The following is a 20876-nucleotide window of genomic DNA, read 5'->3' as shown; positions in this document are numbered from 1 at the left end:
GGCATCATGAAGCTAAGCAAGCGGGAGAATTCTCCTTCGCACCTCCTTTTCAAAACCGCACCACCTGCCGCGCCGCGCCGTTCAAGCGAAACTTGGCGTCGTCCCATTTAGCACTTGCCTACTCAGCCGCCTCCCGAGCCTTCTCCAACATCCCCTTCAAATACCCGCCCGTAAAGCTGCGCGGTTCTTGCGCCACCGCTTCGGGCGTGCCTTCGGCTACGATCTCGCCGCCGCGAACGCCGCCTTCTGGCCCTAAGTCCACGATCCAGTCGGCGGTTTTGATCACGTCGAGATTGTGCTCGATCACCACTACCGAATTGCCTTGTTCGACCAGCCGGTGCAGCACTTCGAGGAGTTTGCGAACATCCTCAAAGTGCAGGCCCGTGGTCGGCTCATCCAGGATATAGAGCGTCTGCCCGGTGCTGCGTTTAGCCAGCTCCTTGGCGAGCTTCACCCGCTGCGCTTCGCCGCCTGACAATGTCGTCGCCTGTTGGCCGACCTTCACATAGCCCAGCCCCACCTCATTCAGCATTCGCATCTTGTCACGGATCGGGGGCACGGCTTTGAAGAATTCCTCCGCATCCTCAATCGTCATGTCGAGCACGTCGGCGATGGAGAGGCCTTTGAACTTCACCTCCAGCGTTTCGCGGTTGTAGCGTTTGCCGCCGCATTCCTCGCAGGTGACATAGACGTCGGGGAGGAAGTGCATTTCGATCTTGATCAGGCCGTCGCCGGTGCATTTCTCGCAGCGGCCGCCTTTGACGTTGAAGGAGAAGCGGCCCGGCTTGTACCCGCGCGCTTGGCTTTCGGGGAGGCCTGCAAACCAGTCGCGGATATTGGTGAAGGCGCCGGTGTAGGTGGCGGGGTTGGAGCGCGGGGTGCGGCCAATGGGGGATTGGTCGATCTCAATCACCTTGTCGCAGAACTCCAGCCCCTCAACCGCGTCATGTTTGCCCGCAATGACCCGCGCACCGTTCAGCGTGCGGGCGGCGGCGGCATAGAGCGTGTCGATGGTGAAGGACGATTTGCCCGATCCCGAAACGCCGGTGATGCAGGTGAACGTGCCCAGCGGAATGGAGGCGGTGACGTTGTTGAGGTTGTTCGCACTCGCGCCCTTGACCGTGAGCATATGCCCATTGCCCTTGCGCCGCTCTTGCGGGACAGCAATCGCGCGCCTTCCGGTCAAGTAGTCTGCGGTGAGCGACTTCTTCGCCTTCATGATCTGCTTAAGCGTGCCCTGCGCCACGACCTCTCCGCCGCGCACCCCTGCTCCGGGGCCAAGGTCAACGATATGGTCAGCGGTGCGGATCGCGTCCTCGTCATGCTCGACCACGATCACAGTGTTACCCAGATCGCGCAGCCGTTGGAGCGTTGCGAGCAGCCGGTCATTGTCGCGCTGGTGCAGGCCGATGCTGGGTTCATCGAGGACATAGAGCACTCCCGACAATCCGCTCCCGATCTGGCTCGCAAGCCTAATCCGCTGGCTCTCCCCACCCGACAAAGTGCCGCTAGTACGATCAAGGTTCAGGTAATCGAGGCCCACATTGTCGAGGAAGCCCAGCCGCTCATTGATCTCTTTGAGGATCGCTTTGGCTATCTGGCTCTGCTGGTCGGTCAGCTTGTCATCGAGCGCCAGGAACCAGTCCTTCGCATCCGACACGCTCATCGTCACCGGTTCGGCGATATCCGTATCCGCGATCTTCACCGCGAGCGATTTCTCGTTCAGGCGCTTGCCCCCGCAGGTCTCGCAAGGCTGCGCGGTCTGGAACTTGCCCAGCTCCTCCTGCATCCACGCGCTTTCGGTCTGCAGCATCCGGCGGTTGAGATTGCCGATCACCCCTTCGAACGGCTTGTTCACCGTGTAGGTCTTGCGCCCATCCTTAAACGTCAGCTGCACTGGCATCCCGCCCGTGCCATGCAGGATGATCATCCGCTGATCCGGTTCCAGCTTGTTCCATGGCGTCGTGACGTCAAAGTCATACGCCTTGGCCAGCGATGTGAGCACTTGCATATAATAGGGCGAAGGCGGGTTCGATTTCGCCCACGGAGCAATCGCGCCCTGCTTCAAAGTCAGCGCCTCATTCGGCACCACCAACTGCTCATCAAACAGCTGCTTTTCCCCGATCCCATCGCAAGTCGGACACGCACCCTGCGGCGAGTTGAACGAGAACAAGCGCGGTTCGATCTCTTCAATGGTAAAGCCGCTGACCGGACAGGCGAATTTCTCTGAGAACACGATGCGATTGGCGGCCAGTCCCGCCCCCTTCATCGCTCCGCCACCAGCAGCCTCTTCTTCGCGTCCCGGCACCACGCCATCGGCCAGATCGACATAGGCCAAGCCATCCGCCAGCTTCAAAGCCGTCTCAAATGAGTCCGCCAGCCGCGTCTGCAAGCTGCCATCGTTTTTGGCCTTCACCGCAATCCGATCAACCACCACTTCGATGTCATGCTTGAACTTCTTGTCGAGCGCGGGCGCTTCCTCGATCGCGTATAGCTCTCCGTCGATCCGCACGCGGGTAAAGCCCGCCTTCTGCCACTCGGCCAGTTCTTTGCGATATTCACCCTTGCGGCCGCGCACGACGGGCGCGAGCAGATAGAGCCGCGTGCCTTCAGGCAATTCCATCACCCGGTCGACCATTTGCGCGACCGACTGCGCGCTGATCGGCTTACCCGTCGCAGGCGAGTACGGCACGCCCACCCTCGCCCACAAAAGCCGCATGTAATCGTAAATCTCAGTGACCGTCGCGACGGTAGAGCGCGGATTGCGGCTGGTCGTCTTCTGCTCGATGGAGATCGCGGGGCTAAGCCCATCAATATGCTCCACATCGGGCTTTTGCATCATCTCAAGGAACTGGCGCGCATAGGCGGAGAGGCTCTCAACATAACGCCGCTGCCCCTCGGCATAGATCGTATCAAAGGCAAGGCTCGATTTGCCCGAGCCCGAAAGCCCCGTCACCACGATCAGCGCGTCACGCGGCAGATCAATATCGACACCTTTGAGATTGTGCTCACGAGCACCACGGACGGAAATCTTGGTCAATGACATGCGGGGCTTTGTTCCGGAAATGTTCGCATAAGTAAAGAGGCGTAGTCGAGACGCCCGCGAGGTGTCCACGAGATGGTTCTCAAGGTGTGCGATTTCAACGCGCGAGGTGGGGTTGGGTTTCTGGGCTATAGGCCGACTGCGCGATAAAATGCGTCGACCAGCTCTTTTGCGATCCGAACAGCCTCCGCCGTTGCAGGCGCAGTGCTTATCGAAGCGGTCGCACCAAGGGCATTAAGCACAGCCAAGCCGATCCCGCCAACATATAGGATATAGCGCCTTTTGGTGCCCTGCTCACGCTGATCCGCCCCTTCTTGAGCCGCTTCGAACTCAACATCTCGGCCCTGCTCAATGACATCTTCAATATGCTTGTCCAAACGCTCGGTTGTCTTCCCAGCCTCGTTGAGTTGCTCGAAAGCCGCCTTCGTCTTTTCATAGAGGTCGCGAATGGCCTGCGGGTCGACGTCCTTCACCGACACTGAGGACAAGGCGCGCTCTTCAAGATCGGCATTCTTCAGCGTTGTCATGCAATCCTGATGGGCTGCGATTAGCTCTTCTAACGCTTCCTTCTGTCCGTCTGAAAACTCGACGCTCGACATTGAAGACACACCGCCGATGATGATGTTCATCAGGCGATCAAGGCCTCGCCAGGCAGATCGGGCAAGATGTTCGCGGACCTCATCATCGTAGCGACCAAGCGCGCGCTCCATTTTGCGAGGTAGGTTGTGATTAGCATCAAGCGCGACGTCCAAAACAAGCAGCAAATCGCGCACCGCCCGGTCCATCGCGCTCTGGCTTTCAGGCTGGTCGAAATCGGCATTGGGCTGAGTGTCGAGTTTACCTTGCGAATTCTCCACGATCTGCGGGCTGAATGTCCGCGTGACTGCATTGCTCACGCCGTCACGAGTCAGGTTGTGCGGCTCCCAAGTGAGCCATTCACGGATCGCTGCCTCGCGTTCAGAACGCGTATATCGGGTCAGGTCACGGTAATTGACCTGTTGCATGCGAGGCTTGAGATCGGCACCGTCAATCCGAAAACCAACAATTCGCCTTTCCGCAGATGAGGGATCGAGATTGTAATAATGGTTCCATTCTACTTTGCAGTGTTCTGACGCAACATAGTGTTTCGAGTAAATGGGAATGAGTTGGCCCGCCCGCTCCATCGCAGCGTCCATTTCATTCATCCAATTGCTGGGTCCAAAGTCGCGGTACTGAACGATGTAGGACTTGCCGAGATCATCGAGGATTGCGGCAACCTCCCTGGCGATAAACTCATCCTCGTTCGCATAGCTGATGAAAAAGTCGACCGGATCGTCATTGACGTCCTTGGGGGTGCGCAACCTGTCGACCAGTTCTTTGATGTCGGCGTTTACGTCGCGCGGGGCCCGGGACCACCATTCGTCGTCATATTGGAGGATTTGGGTGTAAAACGCGTCATCCGCTGCATCATCGAAGTTGGCGAAAGCATGGGGCAGGCCTTCGAAGCGGCCAAAGTACCACTCTCGCCAAATCTCAAATCCTTCACCCTGAACTGAGAGCCGCTTTGACATTTGCGGCCACGATCTAGCCGCTTGCTCGAGCCCTGCCCCCCAAAGAGGCAGGTGTTTGATCTCATCTTTATCTAGATTTTTCTGGATCGCAGCCAAATCAAAGCTCAGTCCAGCTTCAAAGACCTCTGCCCAAGCACTTGAAAGAATAGCACCGGCTTGCCTGGCTAAAAATACTGCTTTCGCTGAATCGATCGCCGCCACATTCTGACCTTCAGAAGCAAGTTCGACCGTATCATTAATTATGCTCGCAAGCGCTTTCTGGAAACTCTTTTTTATCTGACTTTGAACCAGCAAACCGGACACTTCAATGGAAAGCTCAAGCGAACCATGTGCGTTCGCTAAGCCAATCGAGCCAGCGGACTCAAACCCGTCATGATCTCTTGCATCAAAGCCAACTACCGACGCTCGAAAAACCCCAAGAATAAATCTTGATAGCCTGCTATTAAATCGTTTTTCCGCGTTCCGATGACGATGGTCAAAAATCAAAAATGCGGATCGCATTGCAGCTCTCATTGCGATCACGCCCGAGACAGGAGCTGGTTTGTCACTGAGCAAGCGCGCTAAGTCACGCTCCGTTCTTATCTCTACCGCCATCCCTCACCTATCCCCTGCGCCTCGCTTCTGCGCAAGTGCCTGCCGGGGATAGCGCCAACGCCCAAACTGATGCACTCACCACGCTCCCCTCAGACCGATCGGGCGTTGCGGATGTAATCTTGTAACATCGCTCGGTCATTCTGCTGCGCATTTTGCCGATATTTGAGCATTAAAATTCCCAAGAGCGCGGGCTTACCAAACGGTAGGATACAATTTTCTCGCGCCCAAAAACGGCGGAACTCTGCCCTTTCCACAGGGGCTACAGAAAATATGAAGGCGCGTGACTACGTATTTTTGCCGATAGGTAAGTCCTCTTTGCAGGTCTTCCGCTTCACACCCTTCGGGTCGCGCCTTTGGGTAAAAACGAAACCAGTTTAGAGTTAGCGGCGACCCTAACCCGCCGCGCCGGGTCAACTCGTGAGGGTCGCGTGGGAGACGTGGGGCGACACTGCACCTGTCACTTATTGTCGAAGCGCATTGATCGCGTGTCGACCCGGTTTCCCCAGCCACTCCACTTGCACACCCCAGACATCGGCGATGACGTCGCTCGATAGAGCTTCGCCGGGCGCAGCGTTTGCGACCAGATGGCCCTCTTTCAACACCAGCACCCGGTCTGCATAATTCCTCGCGAGCGCGAGATCGTGCAGCACGACCACCACGCCTTTGCCGTCCTTGGCGCAGGTCTGAAGATGCGCGATCAAGTTCAATTGATGGGCCAGGTCGAGCGCGGCGAGCGGTTCGTCGACGAGAATCCAATCGGGCGTTCCGGCGAGCACTCGCGCCAGCAAAGCTCGCGCGCGCTCTCCGCCTGAAAGCTTGGATGCGGGGCGATGGCGTAGGTCGTTGAGACCCATGACCTTGATCGCCTGCTCGACCGGTTCGGTTGCGCCATCTCCGTGCGGGTGGCGGCCCAGCGCGATCAGGCTTTCCACCGCCACATCCCATGCAATGTCGGCGCTTTGCGGTAGGTATCCCATGCGCTTGGCCCGGTCGCGCGCTGGGATCGCGTGGACATCTGCGCCGTCCAGCGTGACACCGCCTCCGCACGGCTCCAGCAATCCGGCAAGCGCTAAGAGCGCTGAGCTTTTGCCAGCGCCATTGGGGCCGACGATGGCGGTGATCTGGCCTTGCTCCAGCGTGGCGCTCACATCGCTGATCACACGTTTACCGCCGCGATCAAGGGAGAGGTTTTCGAAGCTTAAGCTCACAGCGTCCCCCTTCGCATTCTCAAAAGCAGCCACAGGAAGAACGGCGCGCCGATCAGCGATAGGGCAATGCCAAGGCGCAGCTCTGTCACGAACGGCAGCACCCGCACCGCGCTGTCGGCGGCAAGCACTAGGCTGGCGCCTGCCAGCGCGCTTGGCAGGATCAGCGAGGATGGCATGCGGTCGGTCAAGGGGCGCACCAGATGCGGGACAATCAGCCCGACAAAGCCGATGATGCCTGCCACCGCGACCCCTGCCCCGACCGTTAGACCGACGCCGAAAACCAGCAGGATGAGCAGCCTGTTCGGGTCCATCCCCATGCTGCGCGCGGCGTCCTCTCCAAGGGTCAAGGCATTCAGGCTGCGTGCGGCGAATGCCAACACCACCAGCCCTACCCCTGTCAGCGGCGCTGCAATCCAAACATCGGTCCAAGACCGATCCGTGAGCGCGCCGTTGAGCCACATCACGATCTGCGACAACGCAAAGGCGTTCGGCGACATGGTGATCGCAAAGGCGGTGAGTGCACCCGCAAGGCTCGCGATCATCAGACCGGCAAGCGTGAACAAAGCGATCCCTCCGCCAGCACCTGACGGCGTGCGCCCTGCGATCAAGGCAAGCAGCATCATGGCCAGCGCCGCGCCTGCGAGCGCGAATACCGGCAGCGCCCAAGTCGCACCGATCCAGAAACTCGCCACCGCGCCCAGCGCCGCCATTGGCGCAATGCCAAACAGGCCGGGATCGGCAAGCGGATTGCGCAAATAGCCCTGCATTGCAGCTCCGGCTGCCCCCAGCCCTGCCCCGACCACTATGGCCAGCATAGCGCGCGGCAGCCGCAATTCCATCAGGATAATCGCGGCATTGGGCGTGGTGGCTGGATCAACCCAAACCCGTCCCGCCAGCAGCGATAGCGGCAGCAGCACAGCGAGCAGGCCAGCGAAGATAAGGTTCGCGCGGTTCATCAATTGGGCGCCTGGTAAAAATCGCGCTCAAACTCGGCGCGTATATCCGCAAGATGCGCGCGGGCCTGGGGTATCGTCGGCCCTGCGCAATACATCAGGCTGGGCGGATAGTCCGCCACCAAAGTCCCGCGCAAACGATCCAGCAAAGGATGCGATTGTCCCGCGCTTTCGCCCGCAATCAACAGGATGCGCGGCGGGTCTGCCAGTATGCTTTCAAGCGAGACGTGATCGGCCTGCGCCAAACCCATCGCCGCGGCATGGCTTTCAAACCCCGCCCACTCCATGTGCTGCGCGACCATCGTGGCTTCGCCCGGCACAATCTGGCCCGGTTGCCACAACAATGCTGAAATACCGGGTGCAGGCTCCAGCGCGGCCATTCCCGCAATCTTGTCCGCCAGCACTTCGCCCGCCTCTGGTGCCTCAGCCAACTCAGCCAAAGCGCGCGCTTGCTTAGCGCTTTCCGCAATGCTGCTCGCACTGCCAAAGCTCTCCACCCGCAGTCCAGCGCGCTCCAAGGCCGAGCGGGTTGCGGGCGCCATAAAGCTGCTCGCGAGGACTACGTCGGGCGACAAAGCAATGATCTCCTCCGCCGTGCCGCCGGTCATGCCGAATTCGCGCGCGCGCTCCACATCCATTGAGGTTGACGAAGGATCGCGGCTGTAATGCGACAAGGCTAGGATCTGCTCAGGCTGCGCCACCTCAACCAAAATCGCATCAAGACACGGATTGAGACTGACGAAAGTGGGCTTATCACTGGCCGCTCGCTCGGCAGGGCCTGCGCAACTCACCACAAGTAAAGCTGCGGCGAAAACACCCATGATGCCCCTTAGGCCAAGATTGCTCGCGCGTTCGCCCATATCCCGTCGCTCGCGATAGTCGCAGCCATCCAGAGCTGCAAGCATCACGGCGGTTACGCAGCTGCATTAAGGAATTTGCGCGCCCTGTCTGGTTTCGGGACGGTGCCCTGCGACCCGCTCGCCACAAACACCCTGCCCCGGTACGCGCAAAGGCGCGCTATGCAGACACTCAAAAACCTCCTTGCCCGCAATGGGTCACGCTCAGCGGCGAATGCTCCGCCTGTGATCCAACTGCCCGCGCCTGCGCCAAAAAATGCGCCGCCTGAGTTTGGGAGCGAGGAATACTATCGCAGGGCCGCGTCAGAGGGCCGCTTTGCCCCCGTTTCCAACCTGCTGCACACATTGATGCCACGCGCTTATCGAAAGCGGATTGCCGTGTTGATGGCCGCGATTGCTGTGCCTGCGATGGCGGCACCGGGTGACTTTGGCGCGATGCCGGGCGCTGCCCCGTCAGAAGCGCAGCTGGTCAATGATCGGCTATCACAGCAATTGGCCGAAAACCCGCCCATGCCGTTTGAGCGTCCGGGGATGAGCTTTCCAGGCTCTGCATTCTTCTTCCTCGCTGATCCTGCTTCGACAGGCTCGCTGGTCGCGCTGCCTACCACTGACGCGCTCGACATTGGTGCAGCTGAAGCTGACCGTGAATTGGGCGAACTGATCGATACAGGGCCCGCTGCCACTCCATTCTTCAGCGGCGTAGGCGTCAATGCGAGCCGCGCCTCTGACTGTTTGGCGCAGGCCATCTGGTACGAAGCCGCCAGCGAAAGCGAAGCGGGTCAACGCGCGGTTGCGCAAGTCGTGCTGAACCGTGTGTCACACCCCAATTGGCCGGGCAGCGTGTGCGGCGTGGTTTATCAAGGATCGAACCGCAGCACCGGGTGCCAATTCTCCTTCACCTGCGATGGCAGTCTGCGTCGCCGCGCAAGCGGTGCCAGCTGGGCGCGTGCGCAACGGCTGGCGGGCGAGGCTTTGTCAGGCAGCGTCTATGCGCCTGTCGGCTACGCCACGCATTACCACACGCTATGGGTGAACCCATATTGGGCCTCCAGCCTCGATCATGTCGGCACAATCGGCGCGCACCGGTTCTATCGTAATCGCGGGGCCGCCGGGCAAAAGAGCGCCTTTACGGGCCGCTATGCAGGATTTGAGCCGGGCGCGGCTGAGCGCGTCACGGCCGCGCCTATGCCAAGCGCTATATCGGCGAGCCTTCCCGATCTTCCCGCGACAAGCGGAAATGGCGGCACTGGCGCACGTCCAGTTACGCGCTCTGCTTCGAACCCGCGCGCTGCATCCACTCCGGTGATTGAGCCGGTGCTGGCGGACCAATCCTATTCCGCCGCAGGCCAAGCGCGCGAAGAATATGCCAATGCCGGTCAATGGAAAAGCGACAGCGCGCGCGCCGCACTCCAATCGAAAAATGTTGCGAGTGAGGCGTCAACACCAGAACCCGTGCCGGAATCCTCTGACGCGCCCTAATCGGCAAAAAGCTTAGCGATTACAGATACCTCCAGAGCGGACGCATCTGGCTTTGTTGCAAAGTGTTAACTGGCTCTAAACCCTAGCTCATCACCAAGCCTTAGCGGAGTTTCCCTTATTAGCGGTTCAATCGCTGACCCCGCACTGCACCCGCGAAGTCTTCCCGCGCCGCCTTTTGAAAGGCGAGCCTAGACCGACCCAGCAGCGCCAAGACTGGACTTAGAAAACGCGCATGAGCCTGCATTTCGCCCCCCCACAATCCGGCGTAAACCTTCCCGGACGCACACGCGCATGCTCGCCTATTGTAAAGGCATTGGCAGCGCGCGCGATTGAACGCGTGGCGAATGACAATGACAGCGATGCAGCTCCACTGCGGTTCGATACCGATGACAAGATGCTGCGTGCAGCTCTGCGTCATTTTGCTGAACACGGTTTGGGCGCAGCGCGCGAAGCACGCGCTCATGCAGAAGCCGCGTTTTTCGCTGGCGACCGTCAGGCCTATCAGTGGTGGTTGGGGATTACCCGCACGCTGGATCGCAGGCTGGCTCGCGAAGCTGCGCGGATCGAAACGCACACGAAGCTCGCAACGCTGCCGACGCTCGAAACACGTTAAGCAGAACGTTAAGCAATTCGGCCCTGCGACACCGGGCCCTTCCCTAGTTTTGAGGTTTAGGCGCGTTAACCTGACCTTGACCACTTTGATCTAACGCTGTGAGCCTATGGAAAAAGGCCGTTTCCTATCATTGCTTCGTGCGCCCCGTCGCGCGCGCCTCTCCGGGGAGGGTGAACCGCACCCGCAGTCCCGGCGGGAACGGTCGGATCAACTGACAGAGCGCGTCCGGCGCATGTTGGTGACAACGCTCTACGCTCAGCCATCCAGCCTTGCGATCGGTGCGATCGCGACCGTTTCGGCGGCGGGTGTTTCAGCCTATATTGCTGATCTTCCAGAACTTTATGTTGCAGCGGGCATTTTGGCCCTGATTGCTGTTGCTCGGATTGTCGCGGCGCTCGGCCTTTCGCCCGATTCCGATGACAACAGCACTGCGACGTTGGAACTGGTTTACGAGATTGGCGCGTTCAGCTTTGCGCTGGCGCTGGGTTGTACGGCAGCCTTCACGATTCTGGTGGGCACGTCGACCGAAGTTGAAGTCCTGATGATCGCCAATGCGCTTGGCTATGGCATCGGGGTTTGCGCGCGTAATGCGGGGCGTCTCACGATTGCTATCGGGCAATTGACGCTTTCTTGCGCGCCCATTGCGCTTGCCAGTTTCTGGATTGGAAAGCTCGGTTTTGTGGCGCTCGGCGTGACGATCCTGCTGCTAATCCCTGCGATGATCTCCATCGCGCGCAACATCTTCAAGGTTTTGCGCGATTCCATTGCCTCTGCAGAGACCAGTAAAAAGCTCGCTGACAAGATGCAGATTTTGGCGCGCACGGATGTGGTGACCGGCCTCGCCAACCGTGCTGGCCTCAATCACGCCATGGTCGAAACCATGATGAGCGTCGAGGAAGACACCAAATTGGCGCTGATCTGGGTTGACCTAGATCGCTTCAAAGAGGTGAACGACCTGCTGGGCCATCCGGTTGGTGACCGGGTGCTGAGCGGAGTGGCCAAGCGGCTCAATTCGGTCTCGCCAGAAGGCGGGACAGTTGCGCGTTTTGGCGGCGACGAATTCATCGTCTTCTGCCCGATCAAGGATCGCAAAGAGGCGGAGATGATCGCCAGTGAAATCCACTGCGAGGTTATGCGCCCATTCCGCATTGATGGTGAGCGACTGGAAATCCGCGCCTCTCTCGGCGTGGCGCTGCTGCCTGATGACGGCAAGGATGCCGATACGCTGATGCAGTGTTCGGACCTTGCGCTGTATCATGCCAAAGTTGGCGGGCGCGGCCAGACCTGCTTCTTCAACTCATCCATGACCCGCGATCTGGTGCGCAGGCGCGAGATTGAAGATGAGCTTCGCGCCGCCCTTCAACGTGATGAGCTGTCGATCTTCTTCCAGCCGATTGTCGATCTGGAAACCGGCAAAATCAAAACATTCGAAGCGCTCGTGCGCTGGTTCCACCCTGAAAAGGGCGAGCTGCGGCCTGACGAATTCATCCCCGTGGCCGAGGAAACCGGCGTAATTGTCACTCTGGGCAATTGGATTACCGCGCAAGCGGCGCGCATTGCCGCGACCTGGCCTGAGGATGTGACCATTGCGGTAAACCTCTCGCCCCTACAAATTCGCGCGCCCGGTGCTGCGCTCGGCATCAAGAACGCTCTGCGCGAAGCGGGGCTTGATCCGCGCCGGCTGGAGCTGGAAGTCACCGAAAGCCTGTTTGTCGAAGACAATCACGCAACGGCTGACTTTATTGAGGAACTGTCCGAAATCGGCGTGCGCTTTGCGCTGGATGATTTCGGGACCGGCTATTCCTCGCTCGGCTACATCAACAACTTCCCCTTCTCCAAGATTAAGGTTGATCGCAGCTTTGTCTCCGGCGCGCAGGTTGGCCGCAAGAGCGATGCGATCATCCGCGCCGTTGCCGAAATGGGCAACACGCTGGGCATGGATATCGTCGCTGAAGGGCTTGAGACAATTGAGCAGGTGCAGGTCGTCAAGGACGCGGGCTGTAACCTTGGCCAAGGCTATTACTTCAGCCGCGCTGTGCCCGATTACCTAGCCGCCATGCTGCTCGCCCAAGAGCGTGAGCCTGATGCCAAGAAGGCGATGGGCATCTAACGTCGTGGTGCTTAGGCGCCGTTTTCGTATAGTCTTGTAAGTGTGTTTACCGTTTTGCGCGGGCACTTCACGTGTTTGTGCGTAGGCTTATTGCATATGCAAACTATTTGCAAAGATAGTTGACCAAACCACCCCTTTCCCGGTTGCATTAGGGTTTGGGCGGGCCTAATTCCGACAACCAGATAAAGAGAGCTGGGCCAGCTGGGACGGAAAGGCCGGGCATTCTCATTTGCTTACCATCCGCGTCCCGATGATTTTTTGGGAAGGATTACCCCTTTTATGGCCCGCAAGAAGATCGCTCTTATCGGTTCTGGCATGATCGGCGGCACGCTCGCTCACCTGGCTGCGAAGAAGGAAATGGGCGACATCGTCCTGTTCGACATTGCCGAGGGTATGCCTCAGGGTAAAGCGCTCGATCTGTCGCAATGCGGACCGATCGAAGGGTTCGATGCGAAGATCACCGGATCAAACGACTATGCAGATATCGCTGGCGCGGACGTCATCATCGTCACCGCAGGCGTTCCGCGTAAGCCGGGGATGAGCCGCGACGATCTGCTCGGCATCAACCTCAAAGTCATGAAAGCCGTTGGCGAAGGCATCAAGAACAACGCACCAGACGCTTTCGTGATCTGCATCACCAACCCATTGGACGCGATGGTTTGGGCTCTGCGTGAATTCTCAGGCCTGCCCCACAACAAAGTGGTCGGCATGGCTGGCGTTCTGGACAGCGCGCGGTTCGCGACCTTCCTCGCATGGGAATTCGATTGCAGCGTCAAAGACGTCAACGCATTCGTTCTGGGCGGCCACGGCGACACGATGGTTCCTGTGCTCAGCTACTCAACGATCAACGGCATCCCGGTGAAGGACATGGCCAAGATCAAAGGCGTGTCTGAAGATCGCCTCGATGCAATCGTAGCCCGGACGCGCGCTGGCGGCGGCGAAATCGTAAAGCTGCTGGGCAATGGCTCGGCCTACTATGCACCTGCGACCAGCGCGATCAGCATGGCTGAGGCGTATCTGGGCGACCAAAAACGCATCCTGCCATCGGCGAGCTTCGTTGAAGGAAAATACGGCCTAGACGGTCTGTATGTAGGCGTACCGACAGTGATCGGCGCAGGCGGCACAGAAGACGTGGTCGAAATCGAACTCACCGACGAAGAACGCGCAAACCTCAAGGTTTCCACCGACGCGGTCGAAGAGCTGCTTGAGGCGTGTAAGGGGCTTGATAGCTCGCTGGCGTGATGGAGATCGTCGCTCTTTTCCTTGCGGTTTACTTTGGTGTCCTGCTTTGGCTGGGCATCAAGGGTTATTGGAGGATTGGAGCCGCTCTACTTGTTCCCACAGGAGTGCTCGCCGTCTGGATAACCTTCGATCAATATGGTTTCGAACGCGCATTTGATCCTGGCTATCCCGGCATCAGCGCCTTGCTCATTGTGCCATTCGTGGTTGGTGCCCTCGGGTTCATTCCAGCGCTTATCATTCGTCAATTGCGACTAGAATTGAACTGAGATCATTGGAGAGTGAGATGCCTAATCAAGTATGCAAGCGCACAAAGGTCACGCTAATCAGCTGATGCAGACCCACTTCGCCCTCGTTGCTACAGCGCTGCTCACGACCGCCCTCGCCCCATCGGCGGTGGCGGCACGCGAAGTTGACCGCGCCGAAGTTGCCGAAGTGTTCAATCCTGAAGTTGAGCAGGAGCGGCGCGTTTATTGCCGGGATACGCAGGTCTTTATGTTGGCGGATGGCACGGAAACCCGCGCCTGTGTCGATTGGCGCGCGCAGGTTCGCACTCGGCTGATCCGCTCTTACGCAGCGCTTGATGGGCCGGAAGTGGATGCGGATGCCAATCTGGACTTGGCGCGCACATGCTTTGATCTGGCGGTGGCGAGCCAGAACGATCCCTATCGCACGGCATTGAACGAAGAACTGTTTCTAGCAGGCGCGCGCGCGCACTTTGGCCTTTGTGCCAGAGCACGCGGGCTTCAGCGTTCGGACGAATACTCGCTGCGCATCTATGAAACCGGCGTCTGGCTGGGTGGACGATGAATATGCAACGCAACCCCATAATCGCAATGGCCGCGGCGGCAATTGTGGCTGCCAGTGCGAGCGCCACGCCCGCTGCTGCGCATGATACGCCTTTGGTCTTTGTCGAGGCGATGAAGACCCATTTGCGCGATTGCCCCAGCGCCAATGGCTTTATGCCCGGCGGGAATATGCTCACCCCCGATTGGGAAAAGTTTGAGGCAGACAATGATCTGCTGGCTACCCGCGTTGAAGAGTTCATCGGCGATGGCCCTGCGACCTTGCGAAACGTCAATCTCTATCGAAAGCAGATGGAGGGGTTGGAGCTGATCCAGTTCATGGCGCTGCGCACGGTGCTGGCCGAGGGTGTTGATCCAGAAAGCGACATCCTCTCACCGCAAGATATCACCGCGACCGAATATGAATGCGTGACGATGGTGCCCGATTTGCCCTTTATGCCATCTGGCCCATTGCTCAGCGCGGTGTTCGGCGAGGATGTGGACTTCGCGGTTGAGAATACCCCGGGCGACACACGCACTGGCGCTTGGGTGTGGGAAGACATTTCGCCTACCCATATCAAGACGGTCGCGTCCTACACCGATGCCGACAGCGCCACCGGGCTATTGCCCGACCGAATTTTCTATCGCGGCTTCTACATCAGCAGCCTGCGCCGATTTACACCCGAACAACCCAACGAAGAGAGCGATCAAGAATGAGCATCCTCATAAACAAAGACACCAAAGTCCTGACCCAAGGGATGACCGGCAACACCGGCACGTTCCACACTCAGCAGGCGATTGATTACGGATCGCAAATGGTTGCAGGTGTGACGCCGGGTAAAGGCGGAACGACGCATATCGGTGTGCCACAGTTCAACACTGTGCGCGAGGCGAAGGCAGAAACGGGCGCGACCGCGAGCTGCATTTATGTGCCCCCGCCCTTTGCCGCAGACGCGATTTGCGAAGCGATTGATGCGGAGATGGAACTGATCATCTGCATCACCGAAGGCATCCCCGTGCTCGACATGGTGCGCGCAAAAGCCGCGCTAACCGGCTCAAAATCACGCCTTGTCGGCCCGAACTGCCCCGGCGTTTTGACCCCTGATGAATGCAAGATCGGCATTATGCCCGGCTCCATCTTTAAGAAAGGCTCGGTCGGCGTTGTCTCACGCTCTGGCACGCTCACTTACGAAGCCGTGCACCAGACCACGGCTGTGGGCCTCGGCCAGACAACTGCGGTTGGCATTGGCGGTGACCCTGTGAACGGCACCAACTTTATCGACGTGCTCGACCTGTTCCTGGACGATCCTGAGACGACATCGATGATCATGATTGGCGAAATTGGCGGCAGCGCTGAAGAAGAAGCCGCCGAATTCCTCAAGCAAGAGGCCGCGAAGGGCCGCAGCAAACCCACCGTCGGCTTTATCGCAGGCCGCACGGCGCCTCCGGGTCGCCGTATGGGCCATGCCGGCGCGATTGTGTCGGGCGGCAAAGGCGGCGCTGACGACAAAATCGCAGCGATGGAAGATGCGGGCATCCGCGTATCGCCTTCGCCATCCGAGCTTGGCACAACGCTGGATGCGATGTTGAAGGAAATGGCCTGAGTTATTGGCGCGCCCTCCCGCACAAGATGTGTGAGGGCGCGCCCTTCTCCTCCCCTTACGAGAAACCGTGATGAACAAAGAAACCCAAAGCTTCGTCCCTGAGATGACCGATCAGGAAGGCCCGCAGCCCGGACCATCCTGGGGCAATCCTGCATGGCTCGATACCGTATCGGATGCAGGCGGCGACCTGACCGGCGCGATGGACCCGACGCAGATGAAGCTGGCGGTTGAAAAAGCGGCCAAGGCAGCTGGCAAGCCGGTCGATGGCAAGGCGCTGGAATATGCGTCCGACTTGTCGAACAAGGCGATGACTTTGGTACGGCTTTACCGTGTGCGCGGGCATCTTGCCTCGCAGCTCGATCCGCTGAACCTCAGCCAGAAGCAGGGCGATCCAGAAGATCTGACGCTCGCGTTTCACGGCCTTGCCGGGAAAGAGGCGGAAGAGGTCTATGTCGGCGGCGTTCTCGGCATGGAATGGACCACGGTCGGCGCGCTCTATGATCGCCTGCGCGAGGTCTATTGCGGCGGCGTTGGCCTCGAATACATGCATATCGCTGACACCGAAGAACGGAGGTTTTTGCAGGACAAGTTCGAAAGCCCCGGCGACACAATCCAGTTCTCTCCCGAGGGCAAAAAGGCGATCCTCGCGGCGGTTCTTCGCGGGGAGCAATATGAGGAATTTCTGGGCCGCAAATATGTCGGCACCAAACGTTTCGGCCTAGATGGCGGCGAAAGCATGATCCCCGCGCTCGAAGCGGTTATCAAGCATGGCGGTTCCTCTGGCGTTCGCGAGATTATCTATGGCATGGCGCATCGCGGGCGTTTGAACGTCCTCGCCAATGTGATGGCCAAGCCATACAAAGTGATCTTCCACGAATTTTCCGGCGGCTCTGCCAATCCAGAGGATGTGGGCGGTTCGGGCGATGTGAAATATCACCTCGGCACCAGCACCGATCGTGAATTCGACGGTATTGAGGTGCATATGAGCCTCGTCCCCAATCCCTCTCACCTTGAGACGGTAAACCCGGTTGTATTGGGCAAGAGCCGCGCGCAGCAGGCGATCCGCGATGATCTCGACAATAAGAAGCAGGTTCTGCCCGTCCTGATCCACGGCGATGCGGCCTTTGCCGGCCAAGGCGTCGTGTGGGAAAGCCTCAGCCTGTCGGGCGTCAATGGCTATGACACTGGCGGCTGCATTCACTTTATTATCAATAACCAAATCGGTTTCACAACCTCGCCCAAATTCGCGCGGTCCTCGCCCTATCCATCGGACGTTGCAAAGGGGATTATGGCCCCGATCCTGCACGTCAATGGTGATGATCCAGAGGCTGTGACCTTCGCGTGTAAGCTTGCGATTGAATACCGCCAGAAATTCAGCCGCGATGTTGTGATCGACATGTGGTGTTATCGCCGCTTTGGCCACAATGAAGGCGATGAGCCAAAGTTTACGCAGCCACTGATGTATGACGTGATCGGCAAACATCCAAAGGTCAGCCGCGTCTACGAACGGCGCCTGATCGAAGAAGGCGTGATCGACGAAGGGCACCGCGAGGAAGTCGCCGCCGAATTCGTCGCTCACCTCGAAGAAGAGTTCGAAGCGGCTAAGAGCTATTCCGCGAATGAAGCGGATTGGTTTGGCGGGCGCTGGTCGGGTCTGAGCAAGCCTGCGGATGATGAAACCGCGCGCCGCAATGTCGAAACCGCGATTGAGCCAAAGACGTTTGACGCGCTGGGCCGCACACTCACCGAAGTTCCAGAAAGCGTCAATATTCACAGAACCTTGGGCCGCGTTCTTAAGGCTAAAGGTGAGATGTTCTCATCCGGCGAAGGCTTTGATTGGGCCACCGCAGAAGCGCTCGCATTCGGTAGCCTTGTGATGGAGGGCTATAATGTCCGCCTGTCGGGTCAAGATTCGGGCCGCGGCACTTTCTCACAGCGCCACGCGGTGTGGGTCGACCAAAAGACCGAAGACAAATACATCCCGCTGACCACTCTGCCGCATGGCAAGTTTGAGGTCTATGACAGCACTTTGTCCGAATATGGTGTGCTCGGCTTTGAATATGGGTTCGCCATGGCGGACCCGAAAAGCCTCGTTCTGTGGGAAGCGCAATTTGGCGATTTTGCCAATGGCGCGCAGATCATGATCGACCAGTATATTGCGGCCGGCGAAGCCAAATGGCTGCGTGCAAACGGTCTCGTGATGTTGCTGCCGCATGGCTATGAGGGCCAAGGCCCAGAGCACTCTTCGGCCCGGCTCGAACGCTTCCTTCAGCTGTGTGCAAACGACAATATTCAGGTTTGCAACATAACCACTCCGGCCAATTACTTCCACGTTCTGCGCCGTCAGATGCTGCGGACTTTCCGTAAGCCGTTGGTGATTATGACGCCAAAGTCGCTCCTGCGTCACCCGCTTGCGAAATCCCCACGCGAAGAATTCCAAGGCGATTGGCAGTTCAAGCGGATCAAATCCGACATGACCGAGATTGCGGATGACAAGATCAAGCGCCTCGTCCTGTGTTCGGGCAAGGTCTATTATGATCTGTATGAGAAGCGCGAGGAGGAGGGTCTCAAGGACGTCTCCATCGTGCGCATCGAACAGCTTTATCCCTTCCCCGGCGATCCGCTGTCTGTCCGCCTCAAACGCATGAAGAACCTCGAGACGGTCGTGTGGTGTCAGGAAGAGCCCAAGAACAATGGTTCGTGGTTCTTCGTTCAAAACCAGATCGAGGATTCGCTCACCAATGCCGGTCACGATGGCATGCGCCCCGTCTATGCGGGCCGCGATGCCGCCGCATCGCCCGCCACCGGCCTCGCCAAACGTCACGTCCAACAGCAAGAGGCGCTGGTCGCCGACGCTCTTGGGCTTTCCAAGTAATTTCATTCAGATAAGGCTTAAGGAACAAACACATGGCCACTGAAATCACAGTCCCCGCGCTCGGTGAATCGGTCACCGAAGGATCAATCGGCGAATGGCTCAAACAGCCCGGCGATGCCGTCGCGATGGATGAACCCATCGTTTCACTTGAGACCGACAAAGTTGCGGTCGACGTGCCCTCCACTGTCGCAGGCGTCATGAGCGAACACCGCGCAGCAGTTGGCGACACTGTCGAAGTGGGCGCGGTTATCGCAATCATCGAAGCAGGCGCAACAGGCGCTGCAACCACTGGCGAGGAGCCCGCTCGCAGCCAGCAAGCGCGCGAAGAGCAAGAAGAAAAACAGGACGACACCTCGGCTGCGCAAACGCTCTCTCCCGCTGTGCGCCGCGCGGTGCTCGAACACGGGATCGACCCGTCGACGATCAAAGGCACGGGCAAAGGTGGCCGCATCACCAAAGAAGACGTGCTTGAGGCCGCGAAGGCAAAGGGCGACAGCCCCGCACCGGCTCCTGCAGCGTCACCCGCTCCAGCGCCAGCCGCGGCAGGCGAGCGCCGCGAAGAGCGCGTCAAAATGACCCGTATGCGTCAGACCATCGCCAAGCGTTTGAAAGGCGCTCAGGAAGAAGCAGCGCTGCTCACAACGTTCAACGATGTCGACATGAGCGCGGTCATCGAAGCGCGCACCAAGTACAAAGACCTGTTCGCCAAAAAGCACGACATCCGCTTGGGCTTCATGGGCTTTTTCGCAAAGGCTGCGTGTCTGGCGCTCAAAGACGTGCCGAGCGTCAACGCCTACATTCAAGGCGATGAAATCGTCTATCACGACTATGTCGATATTTCGGTCGCGGTCTCTGCGCCCAACGGCCTCGTAGTCCCGGTGATCCGCGATTGTCAGGATAAAGGCTTCGCTAGAATCGAGAAAGACATCGCCGACTTTGGCAAGCGCGCCAAAGAAGGCACGCTCACCATGGCAGATATGCAAGGCGGCACCTTCACCATCTCCAATGGCGGCGTGTTCGGGTCGCTCATGTCGACCCCGATCATCAACCCACCGCAAAGCGCGGTTCTGGGCCTTCACCGCATCGAAGACCGCCCGGTCGCCATCAATGGCGAAGTGGTGATCCGCCCGATGATGTATATCGCGCTCAGCTATGACCACCGCCTGATCGACGGGCGCGAAGCTGTCACTGCGCTGAAAATCATCAAGGAAGCAATCGAAGATCCAACCCGGATGCTGATTGACCTTTAAGACCCCTTCGGAGGGATATATAATATGTTGAAACCACTTATCTTTAGCGTCGCTGCCGTCACTATGCTGAGCGCCTGCTCAGAAGCACAAGACGCCGCTGAAACCGCAACGGAAAGCGTTTCAGACGCCGTCACAGAAAGCACAGAAACCGCCTTTCGCACCTCCTTCGTCGACAGCTGCGTACAAGCGGCCACGCGCACTGGTGCCCCCGAAGACGCCGTGCGTCCGGTGTGCGAATGCAGCGCTGGCAAAGTCATCGACGAAGTTGGCCCCGTGATGGACGTGCCGGATGAACTGGCCGACCGCGTGATCGAAGAATGCCTCGCAGAAAACGCCCCGAGCTAAGCCAACTCAATTCGAAACGAGTCAGGAAAACACTATGAAAGACCTCAAAACGCTCCTTGTCTTGGGCGCACTTGCAACTGGAATTTCCGCCTGCGGCGGGGACCCTGAGCTGGCAGCCAAGATCGAAGAGAACTTCACCAAGCAAATGGTAGGCTCTTGTTCGATGGACTATATCGGCGGGAGCATTGATGCAGCTCAGAAAGAAGAGCTGTGTAACTGCGTGGCAGAAGGCATGGTCGAAAAAACCGATTTGCCATCGGACGGTCTGGGCGAACGCGCTGAGATCGATCAAAACGACTACGCTGAGACAAAAGCCGAGTGTGAAGCCAAGGTCGGCGTTTAACGCAGCCTAGACCAAAGGCACCAAGGAT

The 20876-nt window shown here is 58.7% G+C and carries 17 protein-coding genes; 12 read left to right on the top strand and 5 right to left on the bottom strand.

Annotation, left to right across the window (positions count from 1 at the left end; genetic code table 11):
* Positions 1 to 118 precede the first annotated feature (118 nt).
* From uvrA to AC0V6N_RS03945, 5 genes are all read right to left on the bottom strand, one after another.
* Positions 119 to 3046: an excinuclease ABC subunit UvrA gene (gene uvrA / locus AC0V6N_RS03965; RefSeq protein WP_486170294.1), complete on the bottom strand. Its 2928-nt coding sequence runs from the start codon at positions 3044 to 3046 to the stop codon at positions 119 to 121.
* A 125-nt stretch (positions 3047 to 3171) separates the two neighbouring features.
* A complete protein-coding gene (locus AC0V6N_RS03960) occupies positions 3172 to 4593 on the bottom strand; it encodes a toll/interleukin-1 receptor domain-containing protein (protein WP_486170293.1) in 1422 nt (473 codons plus the stop codon).
* A gap of 1055 nt (positions 4594 to 5648) precedes the next feature.
* A complete protein-coding gene (locus tag AC0V6N_RS03955) occupies positions 5649 to 6395 on the bottom strand; it encodes an ABC transporter ATP-binding protein (RefSeq protein ID WP_486170292.1) in 747 nt (248 codons plus the stop codon).
* Positions 6392 to 7351, bottom strand: a complete 960-nt coding sequence (locus tag AC0V6N_RS03950) for a FecCD family ABC transporter permease (RefSeq protein WP_486170291.1) — start codon at positions 7349 to 7351, stop codon at positions 6392 to 6394. The genes AC0V6N_RS03955 and AC0V6N_RS03950 overlap by 4 nt, the downstream gene beginning before the upstream one ends.
* Complete coding sequence (locus AC0V6N_RS03945; protein WP_486172416.1) at positions 7351 to 8253, bottom strand: ABC transporter substrate-binding protein; 903 nt, start codon at positions 8251 to 8253, stop codon at positions 7351 to 7353. Before AC0V6N_RS03945 ends, AC0V6N_RS03950 begins: the two co-directional genes overlap by 1 nt.
* Before the next feature lie 114 nt (positions 8254 to 8367).
* Between AC0V6N_RS03945 and AC0V6N_RS03940 the strand changes: the two genes are divergently transcribed.
* From AC0V6N_RS03940 to AC0V6N_RS03885, 12 genes are all read left to right on the top strand, one after another.
* Complete coding sequence (locus AC0V6N_RS03940) at positions 8368 to 9684, top strand: cell wall hydrolase (protein ID WP_486170290.1); 1317 nt, start codon at positions 8368 to 8370, stop codon at positions 9682 to 9684.
* Positions 9685 to 9916: 232 nt separating this feature from the next.
* Positions 9917 to 10297 carry a hypothetical protein gene (locus AC0V6N_RS03935; protein ID WP_486170289.1) on the top strand — a complete coding sequence of 127 codons (381 nt, stop codon included), beginning with the start codon at positions 9917 to 9919 and terminating at the stop codon, positions 10295 to 10297.
* A 232-nt stretch (positions 10298 to 10529) separates the two neighbouring features.
* Positions 10530 to 12407, top strand: coding sequence for a putative bifunctional diguanylate cyclase/phosphodiesterase (locus tag AC0V6N_RS03930; protein ID WP_486170288.1), 1878 nt, complete (start codon positions 10530 to 10532; stop codon positions 12405 to 12407).
* A 279-nt stretch (positions 12408 to 12686) separates the two neighbouring features.
* The gene (mdh, locus tag AC0V6N_RS03925) at positions 12687 to 13649 is read left to right on the top strand and encodes a malate dehydrogenase (RefSeq protein WP_486170287.1); all 963 of its coding nucleotides are present in this window, start codon (positions 12687 to 12689) and stop codon (positions 13647 to 13649) included.
* A complete protein-coding gene (locus tag AC0V6N_RS03920; protein WP_486170286.1) occupies positions 13646 to 13915 on the top strand; it encodes a hypothetical protein in 270 nt (89 codons plus the stop codon). Before mdh ends, AC0V6N_RS03920 begins: the two co-directional genes overlap by 4 nt.
* Positions 13916 to 13979: 64 nt before the next feature.
* On the top strand, positions 13980 to 14456 hold the full coding sequence (locus AC0V6N_RS03915) for a hypothetical protein (RefSeq protein ID WP_486170285.1): 477 nt from the start codon (positions 13980 to 13982) through the stop codon (positions 14454 to 14456).
* On the top strand, positions 14453 to 15148 hold the full coding sequence (locus AC0V6N_RS03910; protein ID WP_486170284.1) for a hypothetical protein: 696 nt from the start codon (positions 14453 to 14455) through the stop codon (positions 15146 to 15148). Before AC0V6N_RS03915 ends, AC0V6N_RS03910 begins: the two co-directional genes overlap by 4 nt.
* Positions 15145 to 16035, top strand: a complete 891-nt coding sequence (gene sucD, locus AC0V6N_RS03905) for a succinate--CoA ligase subunit alpha (protein ID WP_486170283.1) — start codon at positions 15145 to 15147, stop codon at positions 16033 to 16035. Before AC0V6N_RS03910 ends, sucD begins: the two co-directional genes overlap by 4 nt.
* Positions 16036 to 16105: 70 nt before the next feature.
* Entirely contained in the window at positions 16106 to 18910 is a 2805-nt protein-coding gene (locus AC0V6N_RS03900) for a 2-oxoglutarate dehydrogenase E1 component (RefSeq protein WP_486170282.1), read from the top strand.
* 32 nt (positions 18911 to 18942) lie between these two features.
* Complete coding sequence (odhB, locus tag AC0V6N_RS03895; protein ID WP_486170281.1) at positions 18943 to 20160, top strand: 2-oxoglutarate dehydrogenase complex dihydrolipoyllysine-residue succinyltransferase; 1218 nt, start codon at positions 18943 to 18945, stop codon at positions 20158 to 20160.
* A gap of 24 nt (positions 20161 to 20184) precedes the next feature.
* A complete protein-coding gene (locus AC0V6N_RS03890; protein ID WP_486170280.1) occupies positions 20185 to 20505 on the top strand; it encodes a hypothetical protein in 321 nt (106 codons plus the stop codon).
* A 34-nt stretch (positions 20506 to 20539) separates the two neighbouring features.
* Complete coding sequence (locus tag AC0V6N_RS03885; RefSeq protein WP_486170279.1) at positions 20540 to 20848, top strand: hypothetical protein; 309 nt, start codon at positions 20540 to 20542, stop codon at positions 20846 to 20848.
* Positions 20849 to 20876 lie beyond the last annotated feature (28 nt).

It is taken from the genome of Erythrobacter sp. S57(2025), from assembly GCF_057365055.1.
The sequence above is the reverse complement of the archived record's forward strand: the minus strand, read 5'-3'. Positions and strand labels throughout refer to the sequence as shown.